The sequence below is a fragment of the Elioraea sp. genome (assembly GCF_051860475.1).
In the GTDB taxonomy this organism is placed as follows: domain Bacteria; phylum Pseudomonadota; class Alphaproteobacteria; order Acetobacterales; family Acetobacteraceae; genus Elioraea.
Genome location: NZ_JBHYDW010000005.1, coordinates 1 through 22,415, shown reverse-complemented (window position 1 = coordinate 22,415; position 22,415 = coordinate 1). Strand labels below are relative to the sequence as shown.

At 71.9% G+C, this 22,415-nt stretch carries 25 protein-coding genes; 8 read left to right on the top strand and 17 right to left on the bottom strand.

Annotated elements, in window-relative coordinates:
* Positions 1-7: 7 nt before the first annotated feature.
* Positions 8-787, bottom strand: coding sequence for an ABC transporter permease (locus ACTIFU_RS01950; protein WP_439576595.1), 780 nt, complete (start codon positions 785-787; stop codon positions 8-10).
* 95 nt (positions 788-882) lie between these two features.
* On the opposite strand from ACTIFU_RS01950, the gene ACTIFU_RS01945 reads away from it, so the two are divergent.
* Positions 883-1,656, top strand: coding sequence for an ABC transporter ATP-binding protein (locus ACTIFU_RS01945; protein WP_439576594.1), 774 nt, complete (start codon positions 883-885; stop codon positions 1,654-1,656).
* A gap of 1 nt (position 1,657) precedes the next feature.
* Here the strand turns inward: ACTIFU_RS01945 and ACTIFU_RS01940 are convergent, their stop codons facing one another.
* The 3 genes from ACTIFU_RS01940 to ACTIFU_RS01930 are packed head-to-tail and all read right to left on the bottom strand — an operon-like array spanning position 1,658 to position 4,527.
* On the bottom strand, positions 1,658-2,668 hold the full coding sequence (locus ACTIFU_RS01940; protein ID WP_439576593.1) for an efflux RND transporter periplasmic adaptor subunit: 1,011 nt from the start codon (positions 2,666-2,668) through the stop codon (positions 1,658-1,660).
* A 3-nt stretch (positions 2,669-2,671) separates the two neighbouring features.
* On the bottom strand, positions 2,672-3,391 hold the full coding sequence (locus ACTIFU_RS01935; RefSeq protein WP_439576592.1) for an ABC transporter ATP-binding protein: 720 nt from the start codon (positions 3,389-3,391) through the stop codon (positions 2,672-2,674).
* The gene (locus ACTIFU_RS01930; protein ID WP_439576591.1) at positions 3,388-4,527 is read right to left on the bottom strand and encodes an ABC transporter permease; all 1,140 of its coding nucleotides are present in this window, start codon (positions 4,525-4,527) and stop codon (positions 3,388-3,390) included. The genes ACTIFU_RS01935 and ACTIFU_RS01930 overlap by 4 nt, the downstream gene beginning before the upstream one ends.
* A 105-nt stretch (positions 4,528-4,632) precedes the next feature.
* Between ACTIFU_RS01930 and ACTIFU_RS01925 the strand changes: the two genes are divergently transcribed.
* The gene (locus tag ACTIFU_RS01925) at positions 4,633-5,286 is read left to right on the top strand and encodes a TetR/AcrR family transcriptional regulator (protein WP_439576590.1); all 654 of its coding nucleotides are present in this window, start codon (positions 4,633-4,635) and stop codon (positions 5,284-5,286) included.
* 128 nt (positions 5,287-5,414) lie between these two features.
* Here the strand turns inward: ACTIFU_RS01925 and ACTIFU_RS01920 are convergent, their stop codons facing one another.
* The 6 genes from ACTIFU_RS01920 to ACTIFU_RS01895 form a co-directional block, all read right to left on the bottom strand.
* Positions 5,415-6,803 carry an FAD-dependent oxidoreductase gene (locus tag ACTIFU_RS01920; protein WP_439576589.1) on the bottom strand — a complete coding sequence of 463 codons (1,389 nt, stop codon included), beginning with the start codon at positions 6,801-6,803 and terminating at the stop codon, positions 5,415-5,417.
* Between the two features lie 59 nt (positions 6,804-6,862).
* On the bottom strand, positions 6,863-7,240 hold the full coding sequence (locus ACTIFU_RS01915; protein ID WP_439576588.1) for a PadR family transcriptional regulator: 378 nt from the start codon (positions 7,238-7,240) through the stop codon (positions 6,863-6,865).
* A gap of 101 nt (positions 7,241-7,341) precedes the next feature.
* The gene (locus ACTIFU_RS01910; protein WP_439576587.1) at positions 7,342-7,788 is read right to left on the bottom strand and encodes a hypothetical protein; all 447 of its coding nucleotides are present in this window, start codon (positions 7,786-7,788) and stop codon (positions 7,342-7,344) included.
* A gap of 124 nt (positions 7,789-7,912) precedes the next feature.
* A complete protein-coding gene (locus ACTIFU_RS01905) occupies positions 7,913-8,368 on the bottom strand; it encodes a hypothetical protein (RefSeq protein WP_439576586.1) in 456 nt (151 codons plus the stop codon).
* A 35-nt stretch (positions 8,369-8,403) separates the two neighbouring features.
* Positions 8,404-8,964 (bottom strand): 16S rRNA (guanine(966)-N(2))-methyltransferase RsmD, encoded by a 561-nt coding sequence (rsmD, locus tag ACTIFU_RS01900; protein WP_439576585.1) that lies wholly within the window; start codon positions 8,962-8,964, stop codon positions 8,404-8,406.
* Positions 8,964-9,716, bottom strand: coding sequence for a pseudouridine synthase (locus ACTIFU_RS01895; protein ID WP_439576584.1), 753 nt, complete (start codon positions 9,714-9,716; stop codon positions 8,964-8,966). The genes rsmD and ACTIFU_RS01895 overlap by 1 nt, the downstream gene beginning before the upstream one ends.
* A 59-nt stretch (positions 9,717-9,775) precedes the next feature.
* Here ACTIFU_RS01895 and ACTIFU_RS01890 point away from each other — a divergent pair, with 59 nt between their 5' ends.
* Both ACTIFU_RS01890 and ACTIFU_RS01885 read left to right on the top strand, forming a co-directional pair.
* Positions 9,776-10,207 (top strand): nucleoside deaminase, encoded by a 432-nt coding sequence (locus ACTIFU_RS01890; RefSeq protein WP_439576583.1) that lies wholly within the window; start codon positions 9,776-9,778, stop codon positions 10,205-10,207.
* Between the two features lie 89 nt (positions 10,208-10,296).
* Positions 10,297-11,243, top strand: a protein-coding gene (locus tag ACTIFU_RS01885) for an IS630 family transposase (RefSeq protein ID WP_439576582.1) whose coding sequence is annotated in 2 segments (ribosomal slippage) — positions 10,297-10,633 and positions 10,633-11,243 — 948 coding nt in all. Because the reading frame shifts where the segments join, the coding sequence is not laid out codon by codon here.
* A gap of 464 nt (positions 11,244-11,707) precedes the next feature.
* On the opposite strand, the gene ACTIFU_RS01880 is transcribed toward ACTIFU_RS01885, so the two are convergent.
* Together ACTIFU_RS01880 and ACTIFU_RS01875 are read right to left on the bottom strand one after the other, a co-directional pair.
* Positions 11,708-11,881 (bottom strand): hypothetical protein, encoded by a 174-nt coding sequence (locus ACTIFU_RS01880; protein ID WP_439576581.1) that lies wholly within the window; start codon positions 11,879-11,881, stop codon positions 11,708-11,710.
* Between the two features lie 3 nt (positions 11,882-11,884).
* Positions 11,885-12,307 carry a hypothetical protein gene (locus tag ACTIFU_RS01875; RefSeq protein WP_439576580.1) on the bottom strand — a complete coding sequence of 141 codons (423 nt, stop codon included), beginning with the start codon at positions 12,305-12,307 and terminating at the stop codon, positions 11,885-11,887.
* Between the two features lie 447 nt (positions 12,308-12,754).
* On the opposite strand from ACTIFU_RS01875, the gene ACTIFU_RS01870 reads away from it, so the two are divergent.
* Positions 12,755-13,768 carry an NAD-dependent epimerase/dehydratase family protein gene (locus ACTIFU_RS01870; protein ID WP_439576579.1) on the top strand — a complete coding sequence of 338 codons (1,014 nt, stop codon included), beginning with the start codon at positions 12,755-12,757 and terminating at the stop codon, positions 13,766-13,768.
* 82 nt (positions 13,769-13,850) lie between these two features.
* Here the strand turns inward: ACTIFU_RS01870 and ACTIFU_RS01865 are convergent, their stop codons facing one another.
* Together ACTIFU_RS01865 and purD are read right to left on the bottom strand one after the other, a co-directional pair.
* Positions 13,851-14,816, bottom strand: coding sequence for a tripartite tricarboxylate transporter substrate binding protein (locus ACTIFU_RS01865; RefSeq protein WP_439576578.1), 966 nt, complete (start codon positions 14,814-14,816; stop codon positions 13,851-13,853).
* Positions 14,817-14,917: 101 nt separating this feature from the next.
* Positions 14,918-16,189: a phosphoribosylamine--glycine ligase gene (gene purD, locus ACTIFU_RS01860; RefSeq protein ID WP_439576577.1), complete on the bottom strand. Its 1,272-nt coding sequence runs from the start codon at positions 16,187-16,189 to the stop codon at positions 14,918-14,920.
* A 59-nt stretch (positions 16,190-16,248) separates the two neighbouring features.
* Between purD and xseA the strand changes: the two genes are divergently transcribed.
* Genes xseA through ACTIFU_RS01845 form a run of 3 tightly spaced genes read left to right on the top strand, consistent with a single transcriptional unit; the run spans position 16,249 to position 19,477 of the window.
* Complete coding sequence (xseA, locus tag ACTIFU_RS01855; protein WP_439576576.1) at positions 16,249-17,643, top strand: exodeoxyribonuclease VII large subunit; 1,395 nt, start codon at positions 16,249-16,251, stop codon at positions 17,641-17,643.
* Positions 17,640-18,458, top strand: a complete 819-nt coding sequence (locus ACTIFU_RS01850) for a M23 family metallopeptidase (protein ID WP_439576575.1) — start codon at positions 17,640-17,642, stop codon at positions 18,456-18,458. Before xseA ends, ACTIFU_RS01850 begins: the two co-directional genes overlap by 4 nt.
* A complete protein-coding gene (locus tag ACTIFU_RS01845) occupies positions 18,455-19,477 on the top strand; it encodes an Acg family FMN-binding oxidoreductase (protein WP_439576574.1) in 1,023 nt (340 codons plus the stop codon). Before ACTIFU_RS01850 ends, ACTIFU_RS01845 begins: the two co-directional genes overlap by 4 nt.
* Here the strand turns inward: ACTIFU_RS01845 and ACTIFU_RS01840 are convergent.
* From ACTIFU_RS01840 to ACTIFU_RS01830, 3 genes are all read right to left on the bottom strand, one after another.
* Positions 19,434-20,339, bottom strand: a complete 906-nt coding sequence (locus tag ACTIFU_RS01840; RefSeq protein WP_439576640.1) for an LpxL/LpxP family acyltransferase — start codon at positions 20,337-20,339, stop codon at positions 19,434-19,436. The genes ACTIFU_RS01845 and ACTIFU_RS01840 overlap by 44 nt on opposite strands.
* 47 nt (positions 20,340-20,386) lie before the next feature.
* A complete protein-coding gene (gene lpxK, locus ACTIFU_RS01835) occupies positions 20,387-21,385 on the bottom strand; it encodes a tetraacyldisaccharide 4'-kinase (RefSeq protein WP_439576639.1) in 999 nt (332 codons plus the stop codon).
* An 11-nt stretch (positions 21,386-21,396) separates the two neighbouring features.
* Positions 21,397-22,415: 3-deoxy-D-manno-octulosonic acid transferase (locus ACTIFU_RS01830; RefSeq protein WP_439576573.1), on the bottom strand; the 1,019-nt coding region annotated here is incomplete at its 5' end.

Below are 22,415 nucleotides of genomic sequence, written 5' to 3'. Positions count from 1 at the left end.
CCCGTGTTCAGGCTGTGGCCGGGCGGCGGTGCTCCCAGGGCATCGCGAGCCGTTCGGCCACGACCACCAGCGCATAGGCGCCGAGCCCCACCACCGAGATCAGGATCAGCGAGGCGAAGATGCCCGCGGTGTCGAGCGTGACGCCCGCGGCGAGGATCACCGCGCCGAGCCCGCGCTCCGAGGCGACGAACTCGCCGACGATCGCGCCCACCACCGACATCGAGGCGTTCATCTTGAGGCCCGCGAAGATGTAGGGCAGCGCCGAGGGGAAGCGGATGCGCCGGAGCACGGTCAGCTTGCCCGCGCGCATCACCCGCACCAGGTCGAGCAGATCGGGCTCCACTGCCTTCAGCCCGGCCGCAGTGCTGATCACGACCGGGAAGAACGCGACCGTCACGCCGATCACGATGTTCGGCACGATTCCGTAGCCGAGCCAGAGCAGGAACACCGGCGCGAGCGCGATCTTCGGCAGGGTGTTGAACAGCACCAGCAGCGGCAGCACGGTGCGCTCCAGCACCGGGTGCCAGACGACGACCACCGCGAGCAGGACGCCGAGCACGGCCGAGGCGACGAACGAGCCCGCCACCGCGAGCAGCGTCGCCTCCAGGTTGGTGCCCCATTGGTAGCGCGCATCGGCGAGTGCGGCGAGCGCATCGAGCGGACCCGGCAGGATGAACACCTTCACCCCCGAGAGCACGACGCCGAAATGCCAGGCCAGGAACAGCGCGGTCAGCGCCAGCGCGCTCGGCAGGTACCACGACGCGATCCGCCACACCTGCGCGAGCAAGGCTCCTCTCCCTTTCGGTCGCGTGACGCTAGCGCGCAGGCGGTCGGCGGGCAATGCGGCTTGTCGGCGACGCGCCCGCCCGCGAGACTGCCGCCATGGGGGAGACCGGGCCGCCGCTGATCCGGCTGCGCGACGTGCGCAAGATCTACCGCGCCGGCGGGGTGGAGCATCTCGCGGTGTCGGAGGCAAGCTTCGACGTGCACGCGGGCGAGCTCGTCTCGCTGGTGGGCCCTTCCGGTTGCGGCAAGACCACGCTGCTCAAGATCGTCGCCGGGCTGCATGGGCACGACGGCGGCGAGGTGACGATCGGCGCGCCCGGAACCGCGTTCGATCCCGCCCGCGACATCGGCATGGTGTTCCAGCAGGCGCTGCTGCTGAAGTGGCGCACGGTGCTGGGCAACGTGCTGCTGCCGGCCGAGATCCTCGGCCTGCCGGCGCGCGCCGCGCGCGAGCGTGCGTGCGCGCTCCTCTCGCTGGTCGGGCTGGCGGGCACCGAGGACAAGTACCCGGCCGAGCTGTCGGGCGGGATGCAGCAGCGCGCGGCGATCGCGCGTGCGCTGATCCACGGACCGAAGCTGCTGCTGATGGACGAGCCGTTCGGCGCGCTCGATGCGCTGACGCGCGAGCGGATGAACCTCGAACTGCTGCGCATCCGCGCCGAGACGGGGGCAACGATCCTGTTCGTCACCCACGGCATTGCCGAGGCGGTGTTCCTCGGCGACCGGGTGGTGGTGCTGACCGCGGGGCCCGCGCGCATGGCCGACGACATTGCGGTGACGCTGCCCCGGCCCCGCACGCTCGCGATGAAGACGACGCAAGAGTTCGGCGAGTACGCACGGCGGATCTACGCGTTGCTCGGTCTCGGCTGAGCTACCGCGCGGCCACTGCCGCCGCGCGTGGTGCGGCCTCGACGAATACGTCGAGCATCTGACCGACCTGCACCGGCAGCGCGTCCGGCACAAGACGGTAGATCGCCTCGACCACGCGCGTGTCCACCCGCTCGCCCGGTGCGTTGGAGAGGAACCGCTTGGGGCGAGCGAGCGGCTCGATCCGCACGAAGGCAAGCTCGGCCGATTGCGTGCCGTCACCGCGCAGGAACGCGACCGCGCTGCCCGAGGCGCGCAGGCGGGGCGCATCCGTCTCGTCCACCTGCACGCGCACATGCAGCACCGAGACGTCACCGAACACGATCAGCGACTCCGCCGCACCCGGCTGCGCGTACTCGCCCGGCCGGGCGTTGAGGCGCAACACCGTGCCGGCGATGGGGGCGCGCAGGACGGTCTTGTCGAGGTCGACGCGGGCGCGGGTCAGCGCCGCGTCCGCCTGCTGCGCGGCGGCCTCGGCGGCGGCGATGCGCGCACGGGCGAGCGCGACGGTCGCCTCGGCCTTGCGCGCGTCCGCATCCGCGGACTCGACGCGTTGGCGGCTGGCCGCGACCTCGCCACGCGAGAGGGTCCGGTAGCGCTCGGCGTCGAGCCGAGCCCGGCGACGCTCGGCTTCGGCGCTGACCAGGCTGGCCTCGGCCTCGTCACGGCTCGCGCGCGCGGCGATCAGTGCGGCCTCGGCTTCGGCCACGACAGCGCGCAGGCGTCGATCGTCGAGCGAGAGGAGTGGCGCACCCGCGGCGACCCGCTCGCCCGGGCGGACGTGCACCGCAGCGATCAGGCCCGCGAGATCGGTGCCGATCGCGATCGTTTCCGAGACGGGCTCGACCTCGCCGAGCCCCGCCACTGCCGTGGGGAACGGGTTGCGCGGCGGCGCAGAGGGCGGCTCGGCGCGCGGCGGCGTGCCGGGCTGCGAGGCGATCGACCAGGCGGCGAACACCATACCCGCGAGCGCGAGCAGCGGCAGGGTGAAGCGGAACGGGCTGCGTCGGGCCATCGCTCAATGCTCCGTCATGCGGCGGATCGCGTCCGCGTCCTCGGCGAGTTCGACGATCCGCCCGTCCTCCATCCGCGCGATGCGGTCGGCGAAGCCGTACACGCGCGGATCATGCGTCACGACCACCACCGCGCGGCCGGGCCGCACGGCGGTCTCGCGCAGCTGCCGCATCGCCTCATGGCCCGAGGCGGCATCCAGCGCCGCGGTCGGCTCGTCACAGACGATGAAGGGCGGCTCGTGCACCAGCGCGCGCGCGATCGCGACGCGCTGCATCTGCCCGCCCGAGAGCTGCTTCGGCGGCTTGTCGGCATGCGCACCCATGCCGAGCCCCTCCAGCACGACCCGCGCCTTCCGCGTCGCGCGATCGAGCCGCTCGCCGCGCACCACCAACGGGATCGCGGCGTTCTCGGCCGCGGTCAGGCTCGGCAGCAGGTTGTACTGCTGGAAGATGAAGCCGACCGTTTCGCGGCGGAACTTCGCCGCGGCCGATGGTTTCAGGTGCCGCACGTCCTGGCCGAGCACGTCGATCGCGCCCTCGGTCGCCGAGAGGATGCCAGCGAGGATCGAGATCAGCGTGGTCTTGCCGCAGCCGGACGGCCCGACCAGCAGCAGCATCTCGCCCGAGCGCACCGCGAGGTCGATGCCGTGCAGCACGCGGATCGTGCCGTCTCCCGACGGGAAGTCCTTGGAGACGCCGCGCGCTGTGACGACCGCTTCGCTCACTTGAACACCACCGCGGGATCGAGGGTGAGCGCCTTGCGGATCGAGAACACCGACGAGACGAGGATGATCAGCACCACCGCACCGGCGACGATCGCGGCGACCCACCACGGCAGGAAGAAGCCGCGCAGGTCGACGTTGAAGCGCCCGGTCACCTCGAAGAACACGGCGGCAAGCCCGATGCCGATGCCGTAGCCGACCGCGGCGACGGCGAAAGCCTGGGCCAGCACCATCCGCAGGAGCGTGCCGTTCGAGACGCCCATCGCCTTGAGCGCGCCGAACTGGCGCAGGTTCTCGAGCACGAAGATCATGAAGGTCTGGCCGACCACGGCGGCGCCGACGATGAAGCCGAGGGCCACCGTGATGCCGAAGTTCACCGGGATGCCGGTGCGCGTGAGGTAGTAGCGGATGGTGCGCCAGGCGAAGTCCTGCCAGCGCAGCGCGACGAGGCCCGTCTCGGCCTCGATGCGTTGCGCAAGCGTGCCGAGATCCTCGCCCGCCCGCGCGCGCACCAGGATGTAGGAGAGCGGCTTTCTTGGCGGCGGCGCGAAGCGGAGCGCCTCGGAGTAGCGCGTGTAGACGACGGGGAAGGTGGTGAACGGGGCGGACGCTTCGGCAATACCCACCACCGTCGCGCGCCGGTCGGCCATCTCCAGCACCTTGCCCGGCATCGGCTGCTCGCCGGGCCAGATGAAGAGCGCACCGACCCGGTCGAGCACGATGGCGCCCGGCCGGCGGAGGTCCTCGACCGAGCCCTGCAGCATCACCGGCGGGCCGCCGGCGAGGCTCGCATCGTCCACACCGAGCACGAACACCTGCTGGAGCCGCCCGTCGGGCGCGCGCGCGACCGTCAGCCCCTTGAAGAACGGTGTGGCCCAATCGACACCGGCCACGCCGCGCACGCGCCAGAGCTCGGTCTCCGGCAGCGGCTCGATCTCCTCGACATAGATCACGCGCGGGTCCATCACCCACAGATCCGCGTCCACCACGTCGATCACCTGTGCCGCCGTGCGCAGCATCAGACCGACGAAGATCGAGGCCTGCTGCGCCATCAGCATCACCGCGAAGGCGACGCCGGACACCAGCCCGACATACTTGGCCGTGTCGCCCGTCAGCATGCGCAGTGCGATGCGGATCATCGTGACCTCACCATGAACATCGTTCATATGAACGGTGTTCATGTATGGGCTTGCGCGCAACCGCGCAACCGTTAAAGTGAACATCGTTCAGGTCACGGAGTCGCGATGCCGGGGAAGGCAGCACCGAGACGGCCGGCGAAGCGGCGCCGGCGCAGTGCCGAGGACCGCCGCCGCCAGGTGGTCGCGGCGGCGAAGCGGATCGTGCTGCGCCAGGGCTTCGAGGCGCTGACCATGCGCCGGGTCGCCCGCCTCGCCGGCGTCTCCGCGGCCGCGCTCTATCTCTACTTCCCCGACCGGCTGTCGCTGATGGCCGCCGTCGCCGATGAGCTGTTCCACGGCCTGCTCGGCGCGTTCCGCGCCGCACTCGCCCGCGCCGAGGGCGATCCCGATCCGCGCGCGCGGCTGCACGGGGTGATGACCGCCTATCTCGACTGGGGACTCAGTCACCCGGACGAGTACCGCGTGATCTTCATGACACCGATCACGGGTGTGGCGGGTCACCGGCCCGGCGAGCCGGGCGTGCCGGTGGCGCCGTCCGGCCAGGCGACCTTCGGCGCGCTGCAACAGGAGGTGGCCCGGCTGATCGCGCTCGGCGTGTTCCGGCCGGCCGAGCCGCAGGCGGTCGCCGAGGCGATCTGGGCGGCAGGCCACGGCCTCGTCTCGCTGCTGATCACCAAGCCCGACTTCCCCTGGAGCCCGCGCGAGACGCTGATCGGCACCATGGCGGACGCGCTCAGCCGTGGCTTCTCGGCGCCCTGAGACGCGGAGCACAAAGGCTTGACCTTTGTGCGGAGGGTATCGCGCGCGGGGCTGGTGGGGCGGCCGCGCGCGAAACCAACCCCATACCAGCCCGCCGACGGTCAAACCTCCGGGGGGCTGGTATGAGGTCAAGCGGCCAGCGACGCCGACGCCCCGCAGCCGCAGCCCGCTTCGCCCTGGCGCTTGGCCTCCAGATCGGCGACGCAGCACGCCTCGGCCCCGACAGGTGCTGGGCCACCGCAGCAGCCCGCAGGAGTGGCGCCGGCATCGCGGACGCCGCAGACACCCGTCTCGGGCAGCACCAGCCGCACGTCACGCGCGGCTGCATGGTCGCCGGCGATCGCGGCCACCACCGAGCGGACCTGCTCGTAGCCGGTGATCATCAGGAAGGTCGGCGCACGGCCATAGGACTTGGCGCCGACGATCCAGAACCCGGGCTCAGGGTGGGCAAGCTCGGCCGCGCCGTGCGGCGGTACGGTGCCGCAGGAATGCAGGTTCGGGTCGATCAGCGGTGCCAGCGCGGGCGGCGCCTCGAGCGCGGGATCGAGGGCGACGCGCAGCTCGCGCAACGGGGTGAGATCGGGCCGGAACCCGGTCGCGACGATGATCCGGTCCGCCGTCAGCGTGACCGGGCGTCCGTCGTGGGTGCCGTCCACCTCCACGGCGTCGCCGCGCCGCGCGATCGCCGCCGCGGAGAAGGGCGCGAGCAGGGTCAGCGCGCCCTCGGCGATCGCGCGCTGGGCGGCGAGGCCGAGTGCGCCGCGCGCCGGGAGCTGGTCGTTCGCGCCCCCGCCGACGAGCCGGTCGAGGGCGCGGCGGCGGAGCGCCCAGATCAGTTCGGTGCCGGGTGCCTGCTCGCGCAGCCGCAGCAGGTCGAGTGCCGCGTTGATCGCGGAGTGGCCGCCCCCGACCAGCAGCACACGCGCCCCGGCATAGTGGTCGCGTTCGGCGCCGAGCACGTCGGGGATGCCGTAGGCGATGCGGGCGTGCACCACCGCCTCGCCCGGCACCGGCTGGCCGTCCACCCCCATCGGGTTGGGCTGGAACCACGTGCCGGAGGCGTCGATCACCGCGCGCACGCGCCTCGTGTGTTCGCCACCGCGAGCGTCGCGCCAGCGGACGAGGAAGGGGCGCGCCGCGCGATCGGCGGAACGCGTCTTGTCCAGGCCATCGCGGGTGATCGCCGTGACCTCGGCGCCGAGGAGCAGGTGCGGCGCGAGTGCGGGATGGCGAGCGAGCGGGACGAGGTAGTCACGCACGATCTCGGCGCCGGTGGGGAACGCGTCCGGATCAGGCTCGATCCAGCCCGTCGGCGCCAGCAGGGCGCGCACCGCCTCGTCGATCGTGTAGCGCCAGGGCGAGAACAGTCGCACATGGCCCCAAGCGCGCAGCGCGGCGCCCACGGAGGCCCCGCGCTCGACCACGAGCGGCGTCAGGCCGCGTTCGACCAGACGGGCGGCGGCGGCGAGGCCGACAGGGCCGGCGCCGATCACGGCAACGGGGAGATCCTGGGTCATGGCGTTATCCTTGTCCATCGTTGCATCGATCATCGATGTATTTGCGCCTGCGAACGGACTCATGGGCAGCACGTCGCGCCCTGGCCGGGCGCGCAGGCGACACGTTCGGAGTCGATCAGGCAGCGCGTGACCTCCATCCACGACTGCACCGCCACCTGGAACGCCGCGCGCCCGCGGTCGGTCAGCGCATAGACCTTGCGCTCCCGCCCCTGGACGGTCGCGGACTGGACGGTGACGTAGCCGCCGTCCTCGAACTCACGCAGCACGGGGTAGATCGTCCCCTCGGTCGGGGCGCAGCAGCCATTGGTGGTGCGCTCCACCGCGCGCGCCAGCTCGTAGCCATGCATCGGTTTCTGGTGGAGCACGCACAGGATGAAGAACTTGGACAGGCTCATCCGGATGATGCCGTTCCAATAGGCCGGGTCGGTGTAGTCCATCTTCGGGCGATCCGTCGTGGTCGTATGCATTGAAGGGCGAGCCATTCGACGCACATATGCCTTGACCGTCGATGTGTCAAGCCTCAGCGGAGTGCGCGCCCTCAGAACCCGCCGCGGAACGCGGCGAACACCGCCATGCCCAAGCAGGCGGCAGCGATCCAGGGCCAGGGCGAGCCGGATGACGGCACGGCCCCCGCCTGGCTGCGGCCGAGATCGATGTCCTTCGCCGCAGCCTCCGGCGCGTGGGCGCGCGCGATCTCGCGCCGTGCCTCCTCGGTCAGCCGCCGGACCTCGGCGCGCCTGATCAGCGGCACGCCGCCGCGGCTCTGCACCACGCGGTCGTGATAGAGGCCGGTCTCGCGGTTCAGCTCCGACAGCACGATCGCGATCGCGATGCCGGCCTGCGGATAGCGCTCGCAGAGCTCGGTGAAGATGCGCTCGGCGACCCGCCGATCCGTGTTGGCATCGGCGAGATACCAGCGCCCGCGCGCACCGAAGCGTGTGGAGGTCTCAGCGTGCAGCAGGATCTCGAAGACCCGGTCCGCCATCCGCCGAGTCTCGCCCGTCCCGGTTACGATTGGATGAACCGACGCGGCGGCCGCGCGCGGGGCTGGTGGGGTGGCCGTGCGTGAAACAGAGACCTGTTCCGGCTTGCCGAAGGGGACGCTTGCATCAGAGATGCGGCACCGCCGCGGCGAGCGCCAGCACCACGGCCGCGCCCGAGGCCAGCAGCAGCGTCCGGCCGAGGCCGCGGCGGCCGATCCTCGCCTCCTCGCGCGCCGGCAGGCTGATCTCGCATTGCTGCTCCCTCGCGATCGCGAATGCCTTGGCGAGCATCCGCCGGGTCTCGGCGTCGAGCTGGCGCATGGTGCGCCGGTCGATCCCGGGCATGCGGCCGCGCGCGCGGATGATCCGGTCGTGGTAGCGCCCGGTCTCCGGATTGAGCACCGATTCAACCAGGGTCACCACCACCGCCGGGCTCGGGAACTCCTCGACCAGCTCGCTGAACTGGAGCGCGGCGTCGATCGCCGAGGCGTGCATGCCGACCAGGAACCACCGCCCCTTGCCGCCGTGCCTTGTGGCGATCGGCGCCCAGATCATGACTTCGAAGGCAAGCGCATCGCCCATGGCCTGGGCATACCGGCAAGCGGTTACCGTACCCTTTAACGGTCGCACCGCAGCACGAGGACCCGCGCGGCGCCGATCACGCGGTCGTCCGCGATCGCGAAGCCCGCGGGGCGGGCCGGGTCCTCCTGGGCGCCCATCTCGGCGACCACCACCGCGTCGCGGCCGATCCAGCCCGCCGCGCTGAGAGCAACCAGGGCGGCCGGCACCAGCCCCTTGCCGTAGGGTGGGTCGAGGAAGACGAGACCCGAGGGCGCGGGGGCCGGCGGCGGCGCGGTCGCGTCGGCGCGCACCACGCGGCCGCGGGCCTCGGCGCGGCAGGCGCGCAGGTTCGACCGGATCGCCGCGAGCGCGGCCGGATCCTTCTCCAGGAACGTCGCCTCGGCCGCGCCGCGCGACAGCGCCTCGATCCCCATCGCGCCCGACCCCGCGAACGCATCGAGCACCCGCGCGCCTTCGATCACCTGGCGCCCCGCCCAGGGCGCGTGCCACAGCACGTCGAACACGGTCTGGCGCGCACGGTCGGCGGTCGGTCGGGTACCCTCGCCTGCCGGCGCCACGAGCCGCCGGCCACGCCAGGCGCCGGCGATCACCCTCATCAGCGCGGGCGCTTCGGCGGCGCGAGTCCGAGCTGCTCGCGCAGCACCTTGGCCGGTACCTCCTCGACCGCGCCGCGCGGCAGCTTGCCCAGCACGAACGGACCGTAGGAGATGCGGAGCAGCCGCAGCACCGGCAGGCCGAGATGCTCCATCACGCAGCGCACTTCGCGGTTCTTGCCCTCTCGCAGCGAGACCGTCAGCCAGGCGTTGTCGCCCTTGATCGCATCCAGCCCCGCCTCGATCGGGCCGTAGCGCACGCCGTCGATGGTGCTGCCCTGGGCCAGAACCGCGAGCGCCTTCGGCTCGGGATGCCCGTGCACGCGCACGCGGTAGCGCCGCAGCCAGCCGTGCTCGGGCAGCTCGAGCCGCCGCGCCAGCCCGCCGTCGGTGGTGAGCAGCAGCAGCCCCTCGCTGTTGAGGTCGAGCCGCCCGACCGAGACCACGCGGGGCAGGTCCGGCGGCAGCCGCTCGAACACCGTGGGCCGCCCCTGCGGGTCGCGTGCGGTGACCAGCAGCCCGCGCGGCTTGTGGTAGCGGAACAGCCGCGCCCGCCCCGGCGGCTCGACCGGCACCTTGTCCACCGTCACCGTGTCGCCGGGCTCGACCAGCACGGCGGGATCGGCGAGGCGCCGTCCGTTCACCGCCACGCGCCCCGCGGCGATCAGCGTCTCGGCGTCGCGCCGGCTGGCGATGCCGGCATGGGCGAGCCACTTGGCGATCCGCTCGCCGGTGCCGGTGCCGGCGCGCTTCATCGGTTGTTCCCGTGCGTCATCGGTATGATGTAGCGCGGATGGAGCGGCGTTTCTCCCCCATGGCACTCGCGCTGGACGAGGCGCGCGCGGCGGGCGCGCGCGGCGAGGTGCCGGTCGGCGCCGTGGTGACCGACGCGGGCGGGGTCGTGCTCGCGCGCGCCGGCAACCGCGGGGAGGAACTCGCCGACCCCACGGCGCACGCCGAGCTGCTTGCCCTGCGCGCGGCGGCGGCCGCGCGCGGCGCACCGCGCCTGCCCGACTGCGATCTGTGGGTCACGCTCGAACCCTGCGCGATGTGCGCCGCGGCGATCGCGCTGTTCCGCGTCCGCCGCGTGGTGTTCGGCGCCTACGACCCGAAGGGCGGCGGGGTGGAGCACGGGCCGCGCCTGTTCGACCAGCCCACGACGCACCACCGGCCGGAGGTGGTGGGTGGCGTAGCGGAGAGCGACTGCGCCGCCCTGCTGCGCAACTTCTTCGCCGCGCGCCGCTAGAGCGCCATCCGACCTGATTGAATCAAGATGCTTCCTCGACGCGGGGCGGGTCTGATTCAAGCCGCCTGTCGGCGAGGAGGCCGACAGGCATGTCCAAGGCGCTGTCGGTTGATCTGCGGGAGCGGGTGGTAGCTGCGGTCTCGGCGGGGGCATCCTGCCGCGCTGCGGCGGCGCGGTTCGGGGTGAGCGCCTCGAGCGCGATCCGCTGGTGCGCCTTGGCACGGAAGGCGGGATCGGTCGCGCCCGGCCCTCTCGGAGGCGACCGGCGCTCGGCACGCCTGGAGGCCCATGCGGCTTTCATCCTCGGCCTCCTGGAACAGGAGTCCGACATCACGCTGCCGGAGATCCAGGCGGAACTCGCGAGGACCGGTGTCGCGGCGGGCATCGGGACGATCTGGCGCTTCTTCGACCGGCACCGGATCACGCGCAAAAAAAGACGGCGCACGCGGCCGAGCAGGACAGGCCGGCCATCCTGAAGCAGCGCTGGGCGTGGTTCGAGGGACAGCCCGATCTCAACCCCGACCGCCTGGTGTTCATCGACGAGACCTTGGCCTCGACGAAGATGGCCCGAACGCATGGGCGGGCGCCTCGCGGCGAACGCCTGCGCTCGCCGATCCCGCATGGTCACTGGAAGACGACCACCTTCGTCGCCGGGCTACGCAACACGGGCATGGTCGCGCCGATGGTGCTCGACGGGCCGATTAACGGTGCCGCCTTCCAGGCCTACGTCGACCAGATCCTGATCCCCGAGCTGGAGCCAGGCGACATCGTCGTCATGGACAACCTCGGCAGCCACAAGGGCGCTGGCGTCCGCGCGGCAATCGAGGCTGCCGGCGCGAGCCTGCTCTACCTCCCGCCCTACAGCCCCGACTTCAATCCGATCGAGAACGCATTCGCCAAGCTGAAAGCCATGCTGCGCAAGGCCGCCGAGCGCACCATCGAGAGCCTCTGGAACACCATCGGCCGCATCATCGACGCCTTCACGCCCAACGAATGCGCCAACTACTTCGCCGCAGCAGGATATGACCCAGACTGATCGGAAAGGGCTCTAGCGGATGAAATCTGACGAAAGCGTCCCCCCGCAACGAGCGTACCGCAACCGCTCGCCACCACGCCGGCAGACGCTTCTATCCGATGTTCCCCACCAGACGACCGTGCTGTGACCGGCGGTGACGGTCACGGTCTGCGTCACGATGGTACGCGAACCGTTCTCGGCGACCACGCTGTCCAGATCCTTCGCGAGCTCGCGTGTCTCCTCTAGCGCCTAGGTCAGAGCGGCGGCAACTCTCTTAGCCGCCGAGAAAAGGGCCAGATCGGCTTCCACCGCTCCAGTCGCCATGTCGCCCCGGGCTTGCTTGCAAGCGTGAGCTTGATCGAGGCCCCACCGTTGCCGCCGGCCTGCAACGCGGCGGGACCAGCTTCTGCAATGAGCGCTCCGGGGGTCATGAGCGGCCTGCCTGCACGTTGTGCGGCGTTCGTATGCCCTTCCTAGAGTTCGCCCTATGGCACCCGCTTCGGCTCGAGCGTCAGAAACTCGTGCAAGTCCACCATAGCGGCCACGCGCCCGCAGACGTACCAGCAGATCCACTTGAGGGCGCGAATCCGCTCGCGGTCGTCCTTCGCGACCCAGTCGTCATAGTCTTCGTGATTTACCCGAAGTAGCTCATCGAGCATGACCTAATCGAGCTTGAACGAGTGGGCGACTTGGTTCCGCACTCTGTTCAGTGCCTCGACGGTCGGCAGCAGCGTAGGGTCATTCATCCCGAAGCCCAGCAGCACTGCGATTTGAAGCTTTTGAGAAAAACTTAGCCTAATATCCTTCGGCTGGACATTCACTACTGAGTAAACACGAATAAGCTGTACTAGGGCGTGCTCGATGATGAGATGTGACTTGAGTATAGCGTACTCAATGTTTCCCGTCCTAGGAAAATGACTCTGGACGAGGGTGGCAAGATCCTCAATAATGGCCTCCATCTCTGCCCGGTTTTCTTCGGGAGTCATGTAGTGTTCTAGGCCCGTATACCATGAGCCCTCGCGACGATATTCGTGCGCCGTCCGCATCGTGGCACGACCCCGCTTGGATTTTCGCCGCTGCAGCATGGCTCCAACCACTAAAGAAACTTTGTTTCGTCTCGTCAACTCGTAAGAGTGATCCTCACCCTTACGCCGCTGGGTTACGGCGAAACGTCTTTTATCACGGCCTCGGAGGTCCTCTCGGAACGCTATTCAAACATAGGTTGAGTGGGCGCGGCCCACTCCGATTCCAACGGATTGTCGAGAACGAGCCCGATTCGCAGCGAATGTGGACCACAACCACCCGCGACGCCTAGCCGCGACAGCCTTCGCTAAGCGAGTGACGTGACCGATGCCGATTGGCGCATCCTGGAAACCCTGTTCCCCGACCAGCATGTCGCGGGAGGCACCAGTCGATGGAATCTGACGGATGGAGCCCCCCACAATGAGCGTTCCGCAACCGCACGCCGCCACGCCGGCAGATTCTTCCGTCTGACTTTCCCCACTAGCGCGCCACTGGAGGATCGACCCACCATGACCGCTGCCCTGCCGGTTGCCGGAAACCGCTTCGTTATCGTCGGTGGGGCGAGCCTGGTCGGCTCGGCCACCGCCGCTGAGCTCCTCGATGCCGGCGCGGCCGAGGTCGTGCTGTTCGACAACTTCTCCATGGGCTCCGAACAGGCGATCGCACATCTCCGCGGCCATCCGCGACTTCGGATTGTGCGCGGCGACGCGCTGCGCCTGCCGGACCTGCTGCGCGCGATGGAGGGCTGCGACGGCGCGCTGCTGCTCGCCGCCTCCATGACGCTGAACATGGACCGCGACCCCTGGGGCGGGCTCGACGTCAACATCCGCGGCGTGCAGCACGCGCTGGAGGCGGCGCGTGCCAACCGGCTGAGGAAGGTCGTGTTCGCCTCGTCCAACGCGGTCTATGGCTACGGCCCGAACGTGATGGGCGAGCTCGTCGAATCGACTCCGTTCCATTCCGTCGGCGCCCCGCCGGCCGCGGTGCTCTATGGCGCGACCAAGATCATCGGCGAACAGCTCTGCCGCGACTACCGGCGGCGCTTCGGCCTCGACTACGTCGTGCTGCGCTATTCCACCGTCTACGGCGAGCGCCAGCACAACCGCGCCGCCAACGCGCTCTATATCGTCGAGACCCTGGAGCGCGTGCGCGGGGGCGAGCGCCCCCAGGTCCATGGTGACGGGTCGGAGACCAAGCACTTCGTCTATGTCGGCGACCTCGCGCGCGCGAACCGGATGGCGTTCGAGGCGGAGGCGAGCGACGTCGCGGTGAACGCCTCCGGGCCGCGCCCCGTGACCACGCTTGAGCTCGTGCGCATGGTCACGCGGCTGGCCGGGTCCGATCTTGAGCCGGAGTTCGTGGGCGACACGCCGGGCAAGGTGCGGCTGACCTCGGGTGGCGCCTTCCGCATCGCCCACGAGGAGGCGCTCAGGGTGATCGGCTGGGTGCCCGAAGTGGAGATGGAGGAGGGGCTCCGCCGCCTGATCGCCTGGCTCGACGGCAACGAGGCGAAGGCCGGGTAGACGACGCCCGCCGCTCGCCCGGGCCGTGTCGGATCGATCGGAGACGGCCCGGGCGCATTTGCGGTCGCGACGCGGCTTGCCCTCAGACCTTCAGCCCCAGCCGCCGCACGATCGCGCCTTCAACCTCGACCAGCCTCTTCACCTCCGCCGTGTAGGCGGCGTGGTCGAGCGCGACCTTCACCATGTCGAACCGCTTCAGCACGTCGAGATGCTGCGGATCGTCGAGCGCCTTCAGGAACGCCGCATCAAGCGTACGCACGACCTCGGGGTCCATCCCCTTCGGCCCGCCCACGCCATAGGGCGAGGTCGAGACGATGTCGTAGCCGAGTTCGCGCAGCGTCGGCACATCGGGAAAGCGCGCCACGCGCTCGGCGGTCCAGATGCACAGCACGCGCATCCGCCCGGCCTCGACCAGCGGCGCCCAGGCGGAGCTGTCGGCCAGCGCCATGGTGTTGCCGCCGAGCAGGCTCGCGGAGTTGTCGGCGAAGCCGCGGAACGGCACGTGCAGCAGCTCCACGCCGGCGGTCTGGGCCAACCGCTCCATCGTGATGTGCAGCGTCGTGCCCACGCCCGGCGTGCCGTAGCTGAGCCGGCCGGGATTCGCCTTGGCCCAGGCGATCAGGTCCTGGAACGTCTTGATCTCGCTGTCGGCGCGCACGGTGATGCCGAACAGGTAGCCGGTGAGATGCGTGACGTAGGTGAAGTCGGTCAGCGGATCCCAGGCCGGGTTGTCCTGCATGAACGGGAAGCGGAACACCGTGATCGGGAACTGGGTCAGCGTGTAGCCGTCGGGCCGCGCCTGGCGCATCGCGATCGCGCCGAGCGTCCCTGAGGCGCCGGGGCGGTTCTCGATCACCACCGGCTGGCCGAGATGCCTGGCGGCTGCCTCGGCGAAGGCGCGCATCTGGCCGTCGGTCGAGCCGCCGGCCGGCCAGGGGCAGATCAGCCGGACCGGGCGGTCGGGGAAGCGGGGCTGGCCGATCGCGGGGGTCGCGAGCGCGGCCGCGCCGAGGGCAAGCATGGAACGGCGGGTGAGCCTGCTGGTCATCTCTATCCTCCCTGAAGGCGCGTCTCGGCGCGCCTAACCACGCGAGTGTGCCAGCCACGTCCGGTCCGGGGAAGGCTGTTTGTCGCTGTCGGAGGCGGCCTTCAGCCACCAAGCGCGCGGTGGCCGATATCCCGCCGGCAGAACCCCTCCGGCCAGTCGATGGCATCGACGGCGGCATAGGCCGCGTCGCGCGCCGCGGCGAGCGTTCGGCCCGCCGCGCAGACGGTCAGCACCCGCCCGCCGGCGGCGACGATCCGCCCGTTTTCGGCGCGCGTGCCGGCATGGAACACCTGCACATTCGGCACCGCCGAGGCACGTTCGAGCCCACGGATCTCGCTTCCCGCCTCCGGTGTACCCGGATACCCGCGCGCCGCCATCACCACCGCGATCGCCGCATCGGGCAGGAAACGAACCGCGAAGCGATCGAGCACGCCGTCGCAGGAAGCCTGCAAGGCGGGCACGAGATCGCTCATCAGCCGCAGCATCAGCACCTGGCACTCCGGATCGCCGAAGCGCACGTTGAACTCCAGCAGGCGCGGCCCGGCCTGGGTCAGCATGAGCCCGCAGAACAGGACGCCACGGAAGGGCGCGCCGCGCCGCGCCATCTCGGCGAGGGTCGGTCGCACGACGGTCGCCATCACCTCCCGTTCCAGCTCCGGCGTGAAGGCGGGTGGCGGCGCATAGGCCCCCATACCGCCGGTGTTCGGCCCCGTGTCGCCCTCGCCCACGCGCTTATGGTCCTGCGCCGCACCGAACGGTACCGCGTGCGCGCCATCGCAGAGCGCGAAGAAGGACACCTCCTCGCCGACCAGGCAGGCCTCGATCACCACCGTGGCCCCAGCCTCGCCGTGGATGCGCGCAGCCATGAAGGCGTCGATCGCGGCTTCGGCCTCCGCCACGGTCGCCGCCACCACCACGCCCTTGCCGGCGGCGAGACCGTCGGCCTTCACCACGATCGGCGCGCCGGCCTCGCGCACATGCGCCTTCGCGGCTGCGGCGTCGGAGAACGTGGCCGAAGGGGCGGTCGGCACCAGGGCGGCGGCGCAGACCTCCTTCATGAACGCCTTCGAGCCCTCGAGCCGGGCGGCCGCCGCACTCGGGCCGAAGCAGGGGATGCCGGCGGCCGCGCAGGCATCGGCGATGCCGGCGACCAGCGGCGCCTCGGGACCCACCACCACCAGGTCGACCGCGTTCTGTCGCGCGAAGGCCACCAGGGCCGGGATGTCGGTCGCGGCGATCTCCACGCAGGTCGCGATCCCGGCGATCCCCGGATTGCCCGGCGCGCACCAGAGCCGCTCCACCAGCGGCGAGGCCGCGATCGCCCAGGCCAGCGCGTGCTCGCGCCCCCCCGACCCGACCAGCAGAACCTTCACGTGAGGCCCCCTCCGCCGCGCTTCGCCGACGCGGCCCGTCTCGCCTATGGTGGCGCGAGATGCAAGACACCCCGCCCGGCCACAACCTGCCCGAGTTCGCGGTCTCCGAACTCGCCACCGCGATCCGTCGCACCCTCGAGGGCGAGTTCGGCCGCATCCGCGTGCGCGGCGAGATCACCGAGCTGAAGCGCTACCCCTCGGGCCACGTCTATCTCTCGCTCAAGGATGAGAACGCGAAACTCGCAGCCGTGATCTGGAAGTCGGCGGTGCCGCGGTTGGGCCTGGTACCCGAGAACGGGGTCGAGGTGATCGCCACCGGCAAGCTGACCACGTATGCCGACCGCTCGACCTACCAGTTGCAGATCGAGCGGCTGGAATACGCGGGCGAGGGCGCCCTGCTCGCGCGCATCGAGGCGCTGCGCAAGGCGCTCGCCGCCGAGGGACTGTTCGACGCCGCGCGCAAGCGGCCGATCCCCCGCATCCCACGCGTGATCGGCATCGTCACCTCGCCGCGCGGCGCGGTGATCCGCGACATCCTGCACCGCCTCGCCGACCGCTTCCCGCGCGAGGTGCTGGTCTGGCCCGTGGCCGTGCAGGGCACCGGTGCGGCGGAGCAGATCGCGGCGGCGATCCATGGCTTCAATGCCCTGCCCGAGGGCGGTGCCATCCCGCGCCCCGACCTGCTGATCGTCGCGCGCGGCGGCGGCAGTCTCGAGGACCTGATGGCGTTCAACGACGAGGCGGTCGTGCGCGCCGCCGCCGCGAGCGCGATCCCGCTGATCAGCGCGGTCGGCCATGAGACCGACACGACGCTGATCGACTTCGCCGCCGACCTCCGCGCGCCGACGCCGACCGCGGCGGCCGAGCTCGCCGTGCCGGTGCGCGTCGATCTGGTGCGGCATCTCGACCAGCTCCGCGCGCGCGCCTCGTCGGGCGTCGCACGGATCGTCAACGAACGTCGGCTCAGGCTGGAGCGCGCCGAGCGGTTCATCCCCGACCTGCCGGCGCTGATCTCGGCCGGGCAGCAGCGGCTGGACGACCGTGCGGCGCGGCTCGACGCGGCGATCGGCGCGCTGCTTGCGACCCGGCGCCACGCGCTGGACCGAATCGCCGCGCGCCTGCCGCATCCGCGCGAGACCATCGCGGCGCGGCGCGCGACGCTGACCCTGCTCGGCCACCGGCTCGATGACCGGGTCGCGCGCGCGCTCGCCGCCGCCGAGGCACGGCTTGGTGGGCTGAGCCCGCGGCTCGATTCTGTGTCGTACCAGTCCGTGCTCGCGCGCGGCTTCGCCCTCGTCACGGACGCTGCGGGCCACGCCGTGACGTCGTCGCGCGCGGTCACGCCCGGCAAGCGGCTGGGGCTGCGCTTCGCCGACGGCGACGCGCGTGCGATCGCCGAGGGCACGCCGCCGCGTCGCACGAAGGACACGCCAACGCAGGAGACGCTCTTGTGATCGCACGACGGCTGTTTCTCGCCTGTCCGTTCTGCCTGCTCGCCGCGCCGTCGCGCGCGGTCACGCTCGATGGGCGGACCGAACAGGGCGCCTTTGTCACCGGAACGACCACCCCGGGCACCCGGCTCGCGCTCGACGGCAGGCCGGTGCGCGTCGCTGCCTCCGGCGCCTTTGCCTTCGGCTTCGGCCGCGATGCGGCGGAGAAGGCCGCGCTCGCGCTCACCCGGCCGGGCGGGGCGCGCGAGACGATCACGCTCGCGGTGGCGCGGCGGCGCTGGATCGAGCAGGCGATCACCGGATTGCCGCCGGCGATGGTCACCCCGCCGCCCGAGACGCTCGAGCGCATCGCGCGCGAACGCGAAATGCTGCGCGCCGCACGCGGCGGCCACGACACGCCCGAGCCGTTCTTCGCGCAGGGCTTCGACTGGCCGGTGACGGGGCGGATCAGCGGCGTGTTCGGCAGCCGGCGCATCCTCAACGGCCAGCCGCGCCAGCCGCATTTCGGCGTCGATGTCGCGCGCCCGACCGGGACGCCGGTGGCAGCGCCGTGCTCGGGCATCGTCCGGCTGGCGCAGCCCGAGATGTACTTCCCCGGCTCGACCATCGTGCTCGATCACGGCCACGCGGTGAGCTCGACCTACATGCACCTCTCGCGCATCGATGTTGTGGTCGGCCAGCGGGTGGCGAAGGGCGAGATCATCGGCGCGATCGGCGCCACCGGCCGCGTCACCGGGCCGCACCTGCATTTCGAGATCGGCTGGCGCGGCACGCCGGTCGATCCGCAAACCGCGCTGCCGCCGATGCCGGAGGCGTGAGCGCGGCCTACGACGCCGAGGCGGCGCGCCAGCGCGCCATCCCCTGGCCGGCGGCCGGCGGCGCGCTCGACCTGCGCGCGCTCGCCCGGCTCGGCACGCTCGCGCCGTCGAGCCACAACACCCAGCCCTGGCTGTTCCGGATTGGTGACGAGATGATTCAGGTCGCGCCCGATCTGACGCGGCGCTGCCCCGTGGTCGATCCCGACGATGCGCACCTGTTCAAGTCGCTCGGCTGCGCGGCCGAGACGATCGTGCAGGCCGCCGCCGCGGCAGGCCACGCGACCGCCATGCGGATCGAGCCCGGCGGCTCGATCACGCTCAGCTTCCGCGCTGCGGAGGGGCTCGACGGAACGCTCGCCGCGGCGATCCCGCAGCGGCAATGCACGCGCCGCTGCTTCGACGGACGCCCGATCGCGCCGGGGCAGCGCAAAGCCCTCGCGGCGGCGGGAACGGGCGAGGGCGTGCGCGTCGCGCTGGTCGAGGACGCCGCAGTGCGCGGGGCGATCGGTGATCTCGTCGCCGCGGGCAACCGCGCGCAGCTCGGCGATCCGGCGTTCCGCGCCGAGCTGTTCGCGTGGGTGCGCTGCACCGCGGGCGAGGCGATCGCGACCGGCGACGGGTTGTCGTCCTTCGCGGCCGGCCAGCCCGCCCTGCCGCGCTGGCTGGTGCGGCTGCTGCTGCCGGTGGTCCTGACCGCCTCGGCGCAGGTCGCGCGCGACAGCGAACATCTTGCCACCACGCCGATGCTCGCCGCGTTCGTTGCGGTCAGTGACGACATCCCCGCCTGGATCGAGATCGGGCGCTGCTACCAGCGCCTCGCGCTGCGCGCGACGCTCGCCGGCATCCGACACGCGCACATCAACCAGCCGATCGAGGTGCGCGACCTACGTCCGCACCTGCATGCGGCGCTCGGCCTCGGCCCGGGCGAGCAGGCGCTGCTGCTGCTCCGGCTCGGCTACGGCGCAGCGGCGCCGTTCAGCCTGCGTCGGCCGCTCGACGCGATGCTGCGCCCGGTGTGAGCCCGCCCCGCCGATACAGCGCCTTGTCGAAGCGGCGGTGCAGCCAGAGCCACTCGGCGGGGCGGTCGCGGATCCAGCGCTCCAGCGTGTCGTTCACCGCCTGGGTCAGCGCGGCGATGTCAGCGTGGCGGTCGCCGGTGTCCGGCAAGGGCAAGGGCGGCTCGACGACGACGCGGAACCGCGCGGGACCGAGACGTTCCGCGCGGGTGGGGATCACCGGGCAGCGGAAGCGGAGTGCCAGATGCGCGAGCGCAGGCGCGGTCATCGCCGGCATCCCGAACAGCCGCGCCTCGATCCCGTCGTTCATCTTCTGGTCCATCAGCATCCCGACCACCCCGCCGTCGCGCAAATGCGCGAGCGTCGCGCGCGCCGCGGCCGCGCCCTTGGGCAGCATCAGCGCTGTCCCGCCGATCGCCGCCTGGCGCAGCGACGCGACCAGCGTGTCGATCAACGGGTTGCCGATCGCGCGATAGACCACGGCCACCCGCGCGCCACGCCGTGCCGCAGTGGGCGTCATGATCTCCCAGTTGGCGAAATGCCCGGAGAACAGGATCGCCGGGCCGCCTGCCCGCACCGTCGCGTCGAAGGGCTCGGCGCCCTCCACCTCGATCACGCCCGGCGTCTCCATCAGCGCGGGCAGGGTCGGCAGCTCGCCGGCGACCCGGCCGAGATTGTCCCACATCGCCCGGATCGTCGCGCGCCGCCAGGCCGCGTCGCGGTCGGGGAAGGCGAGGCGGAGGTTGACCTCGGCGATCCGGCTGACCGGCAGGCGCGGGCCGAGCGCGCGCCCCACCCAGCCGCCCAGATCGGAGGCCCGGCGGGGGCCCAGCGCGCGCACGGCCGCGAACAGCGCGCGCACCATGCCCGCCTCCACCCGCCAGCGGAGGCGGAGCAGCCGCGCCGCGCCGGTCACGCCGGCAGGGGTTCGGGCACCGGCGCCGGGAAATGCTGCGCGAGCAGCGCCTCGAGCGCCGTCTCGTCGTCCCAGGCGATGCCGACCGACGCCACCGCGATCCGGTCGCGGAACGCCGGCGGCACGCGCACGATGTCCTTGCGCGTGGTCACCGGCAGGGCGTGCAGCGCCTCCGCCTCCTTCAGAAGGGTGCGGATGTCGGTCTCGTCGTAGGGATAGTGATCGGCGAAGCTCTGCCGCCCGACCACGATCACCCCGGCCTCGATCAGCGTGTCGAAGAACTTGCGCGGATTGGCGATGCCGGCGAAGGCGAAGACCGGCCGTCCGGCCAGCATCGCCGTCTCCGGCCCTGGCGTCAGCCGCGCGCGCAGCACCGGCAGCTCGGGCGGCAGGGCGGCCAGCACGCCGGTCTCGTCGTGGCCGATCAGCACGGCGGCATGGGCGCGCGACGCGGCGGCGGCCACCGGCTCGCGCAGCGGCCCGGCGGGGATCACGCGGCCGTTGCCGAAGCCGAAGCCGCCGTCCACCACCAGCAGCGACAACGACTTGGCGAGCGTGGGGTTCTGCAGCCCGTCATCCATCACGATCGCCCGTGCGCCCGCGGCGATCGCCTCGCGCGCGCCGGCGGCGCGGTCGACCGAGACCCAGGTCGGCGCGATCGAGGCGAGCAGCAGCGCCTCGTCGCCGACCTCGCGGCTGTCGTGGCGGTCGGGCTCGACCCGCACGGGGCCCTTGAGCCGCCCGCCATAGCCGCGCAGCAGGCCGTGCGCCTCGACGCCGTGCCGGTTCAGCCGCTCGAGCAGGTCGATCGCGACCGTGGTCTTGCCGGCGCCGCCCGCGGTGACGTTGCCGCAGCAGATCACCGGGACCGGGGCTTGCCAGCCCTCGCGCGCGACCCGCCGCTTGGTCGCGCCGGCATAGAGGGCCGAGAAGGGGGACAGGAGGAGGGCGGGCAGTCCGCCTCCGCCAGGGCGCCAGAACTCGGGTGCGCGCAGCATCCTTGCCTCTACCCTTCCGTGTGCTCCCCTGCCCGCAATAGCCCTAGCAGCCCGGCGGCCATCCGGTCCAGCACCATGGCATGCGACGCAGCAGAGGCCTCTGCCGCGCGGCCGGACGCCGCGCGCCAGGCCGGCTCGGTCACCAGCCGCACGGCCCAGGCGGCGAGGGAGTCGGGGTCATGGACCTCGGTCGCCGCACCCGCCGCGCGCAGCATGGCAGCGAGCTCGGCGAAGTTGCCCATGTCGGGCCCGAACGCCACCGGCAGGCCGAGCCGGGCGGGCTCGAGCGGGTTCTGTCCGCCGCGCGGGATCAGCGAGCCCCCCACAAAGGCGCCGAGGCCGAGGCGATACAGGAGCCCGAGCTCGCCCAGCGTGTCGGCGATCCAGACCGGGCCCGCGGGGTCGGCGCCGGTGCTGCGGCGCGGCGCGGCAAAGCCGGCGGCGGCCGCCGCCTCGGCCACCTCGGCGCCGCGCTCGGGATGGCGCGGGGCGAGGATCAGCCTGAGCGACGGCACTGCGGCCAGGGCGCGCCGGTGCGCGGCGAGCACCTGGGACTCCTCGCCGGCATGGGTGCTGGCGGCGACCCAGACCGGGTCGGCGCCGAGCCGCGCGGCGAGGCGGACACGCTCGGCCTGATCGGCCGGCAAGGGCGGCGCGGCGAGCTTGAGGTTCCCGGGCGGCTCCACCGTTGCGCCGAGCCGGGCGAGGCGCGCGGCGTCGGCGTCGGATTGCGGTAGCACCAGCGCGAAGCCGCCGAGCAGGCGCCGCGCGAGGCCCGGCGCGAGCCGCCAGCGCGCGAAGGAGCGCGCCGAGAGTCGGGCATTGATCAGCGCGGCCGGAATGTTCCGCAGCCGCAGGGCGGCAAGCGCGTTCGGCCAGAGCTCGCTCTCGACGAAGCCGGCCGCGTCCGGGCGCCAGTGGTCGAGGAACCGCGCGATCCAGCCGGGCACGTCGAGCGGCGCGAACTGGTGGATCAGCCATGGGTGCCCCGGCAGCAGGCCGGATCGTTCCGGATCGGCCCCCGCCG

Bases quoted from the DNA above. Each gene is read 5' to 3' on its own strand.
- ACTIFU_RS01945 (WP_439576594.1), top strand. From the start codon at position 883: ATGGGGGAGACCGGGCCGCCGCTGATCCGGCTGCGCGACGTGCGCAAG.
- ACTIFU_RS01940 (WP_439576593.1), bottom strand. From the start codon at position 2,668: ATGGCCCGACGCAGCCCGTTCCGCTTCACCCTGCCGCTGCTCGCGCTC.
- ACTIFU_RS01930 (WP_439576591.1), bottom strand. From the start codon at position 4,527: ATGATCCGCATCGCACTGCGCATGCTGACGGGCGACACGGCCAAGTAT.
- ACTIFU_RS01925 (WP_439576590.1), top strand. From the start codon at position 4,633: ATGCCGGGGAAGGCAGCACCGAGACGGCCGGCGAAGCGGCGCCGGCGC.
- ACTIFU_RS01920 (WP_439576589.1), bottom strand. From the start codon at position 6,803: ATGACCCAGGATCTCCCCGTTGCCGTGATCGGCGCCGGCCCTGTCGGC.
- ACTIFU_RS01915 (WP_439576588.1), bottom strand. From the start codon at position 7,240: ATGGACTACACCGACCCGGCCTATTGGAACGGCATCATCCGGATGAGC.
- ACTIFU_RS01910 (WP_439576587.1), bottom strand. From the start codon at position 7,788: ATGGCGGACCGGGTCTTCGAGATCCTGCTGCACGCTGAGACCTCCACA.
- ACTIFU_RS01905 (WP_439576586.1), bottom strand. From the start codon at position 8,368: ATGGGCGATGCGCTTGCCTTCGAAGTCATGATCTGGGCGCCGATCGCC.
- rsmD (WP_439576585.1), bottom strand. From the start codon at position 8,964: ATGAGGGTGATCGCCGGCGCCTGGCGTGGCCGGCGGCTCGTGGCGCCG.
- ACTIFU_RS01895 (WP_439576584.1), bottom strand. From the start codon at position 9,716: ATGAAGCGCGCCGGCACCGGCACCGGCGAGCGGATCGCCAAGTGGCTC.
- ACTIFU_RS01890 (WP_439576583.1), top strand. From the start codon at position 9,776: ATGGCACTCGCGCTGGACGAGGCGCGCGCGGCGGGCGCGCGCGGCGAG.
- ACTIFU_RS01880 (WP_439576581.1), bottom strand. From the start codon at position 11,881: ATGCTCGATGAGCTACTTCGGGTAAATCACGAAGACTATGACGACTGG.
- ACTIFU_RS01875 (WP_439576580.1), bottom strand. From the start codon at position 12,307: ATGCTGCAGCGGCGAAAATCCAAGCGGGGTCGTGCCACGATGCGGACG.
- ACTIFU_RS01870 (WP_439576579.1), top strand. From the start codon at position 12,755: ATGACCGCTGCCCTGCCGGTTGCCGGAAACCGCTTCGTTATCGTCGGT.
- ACTIFU_RS01865 (WP_439576578.1), bottom strand. From the start codon at position 14,816: ATGACCAGCAGGCTCACCCGCCGTTCCATGCTTGCCCTCGGCGCGGCC.
- xseA (WP_439576576.1), top strand. From the start codon at position 16,249: ATGCAAGACACCCCGCCCGGCCACAACCTGCCCGAGTTCGCGGTCTCC.
- ACTIFU_RS01840 (WP_439576640.1), bottom strand. From the start codon at position 20,339: ATGGTGCGCGCGCTGTTCGCGGCCGTGCGCGCGCTGGGCCCCCGCCGG.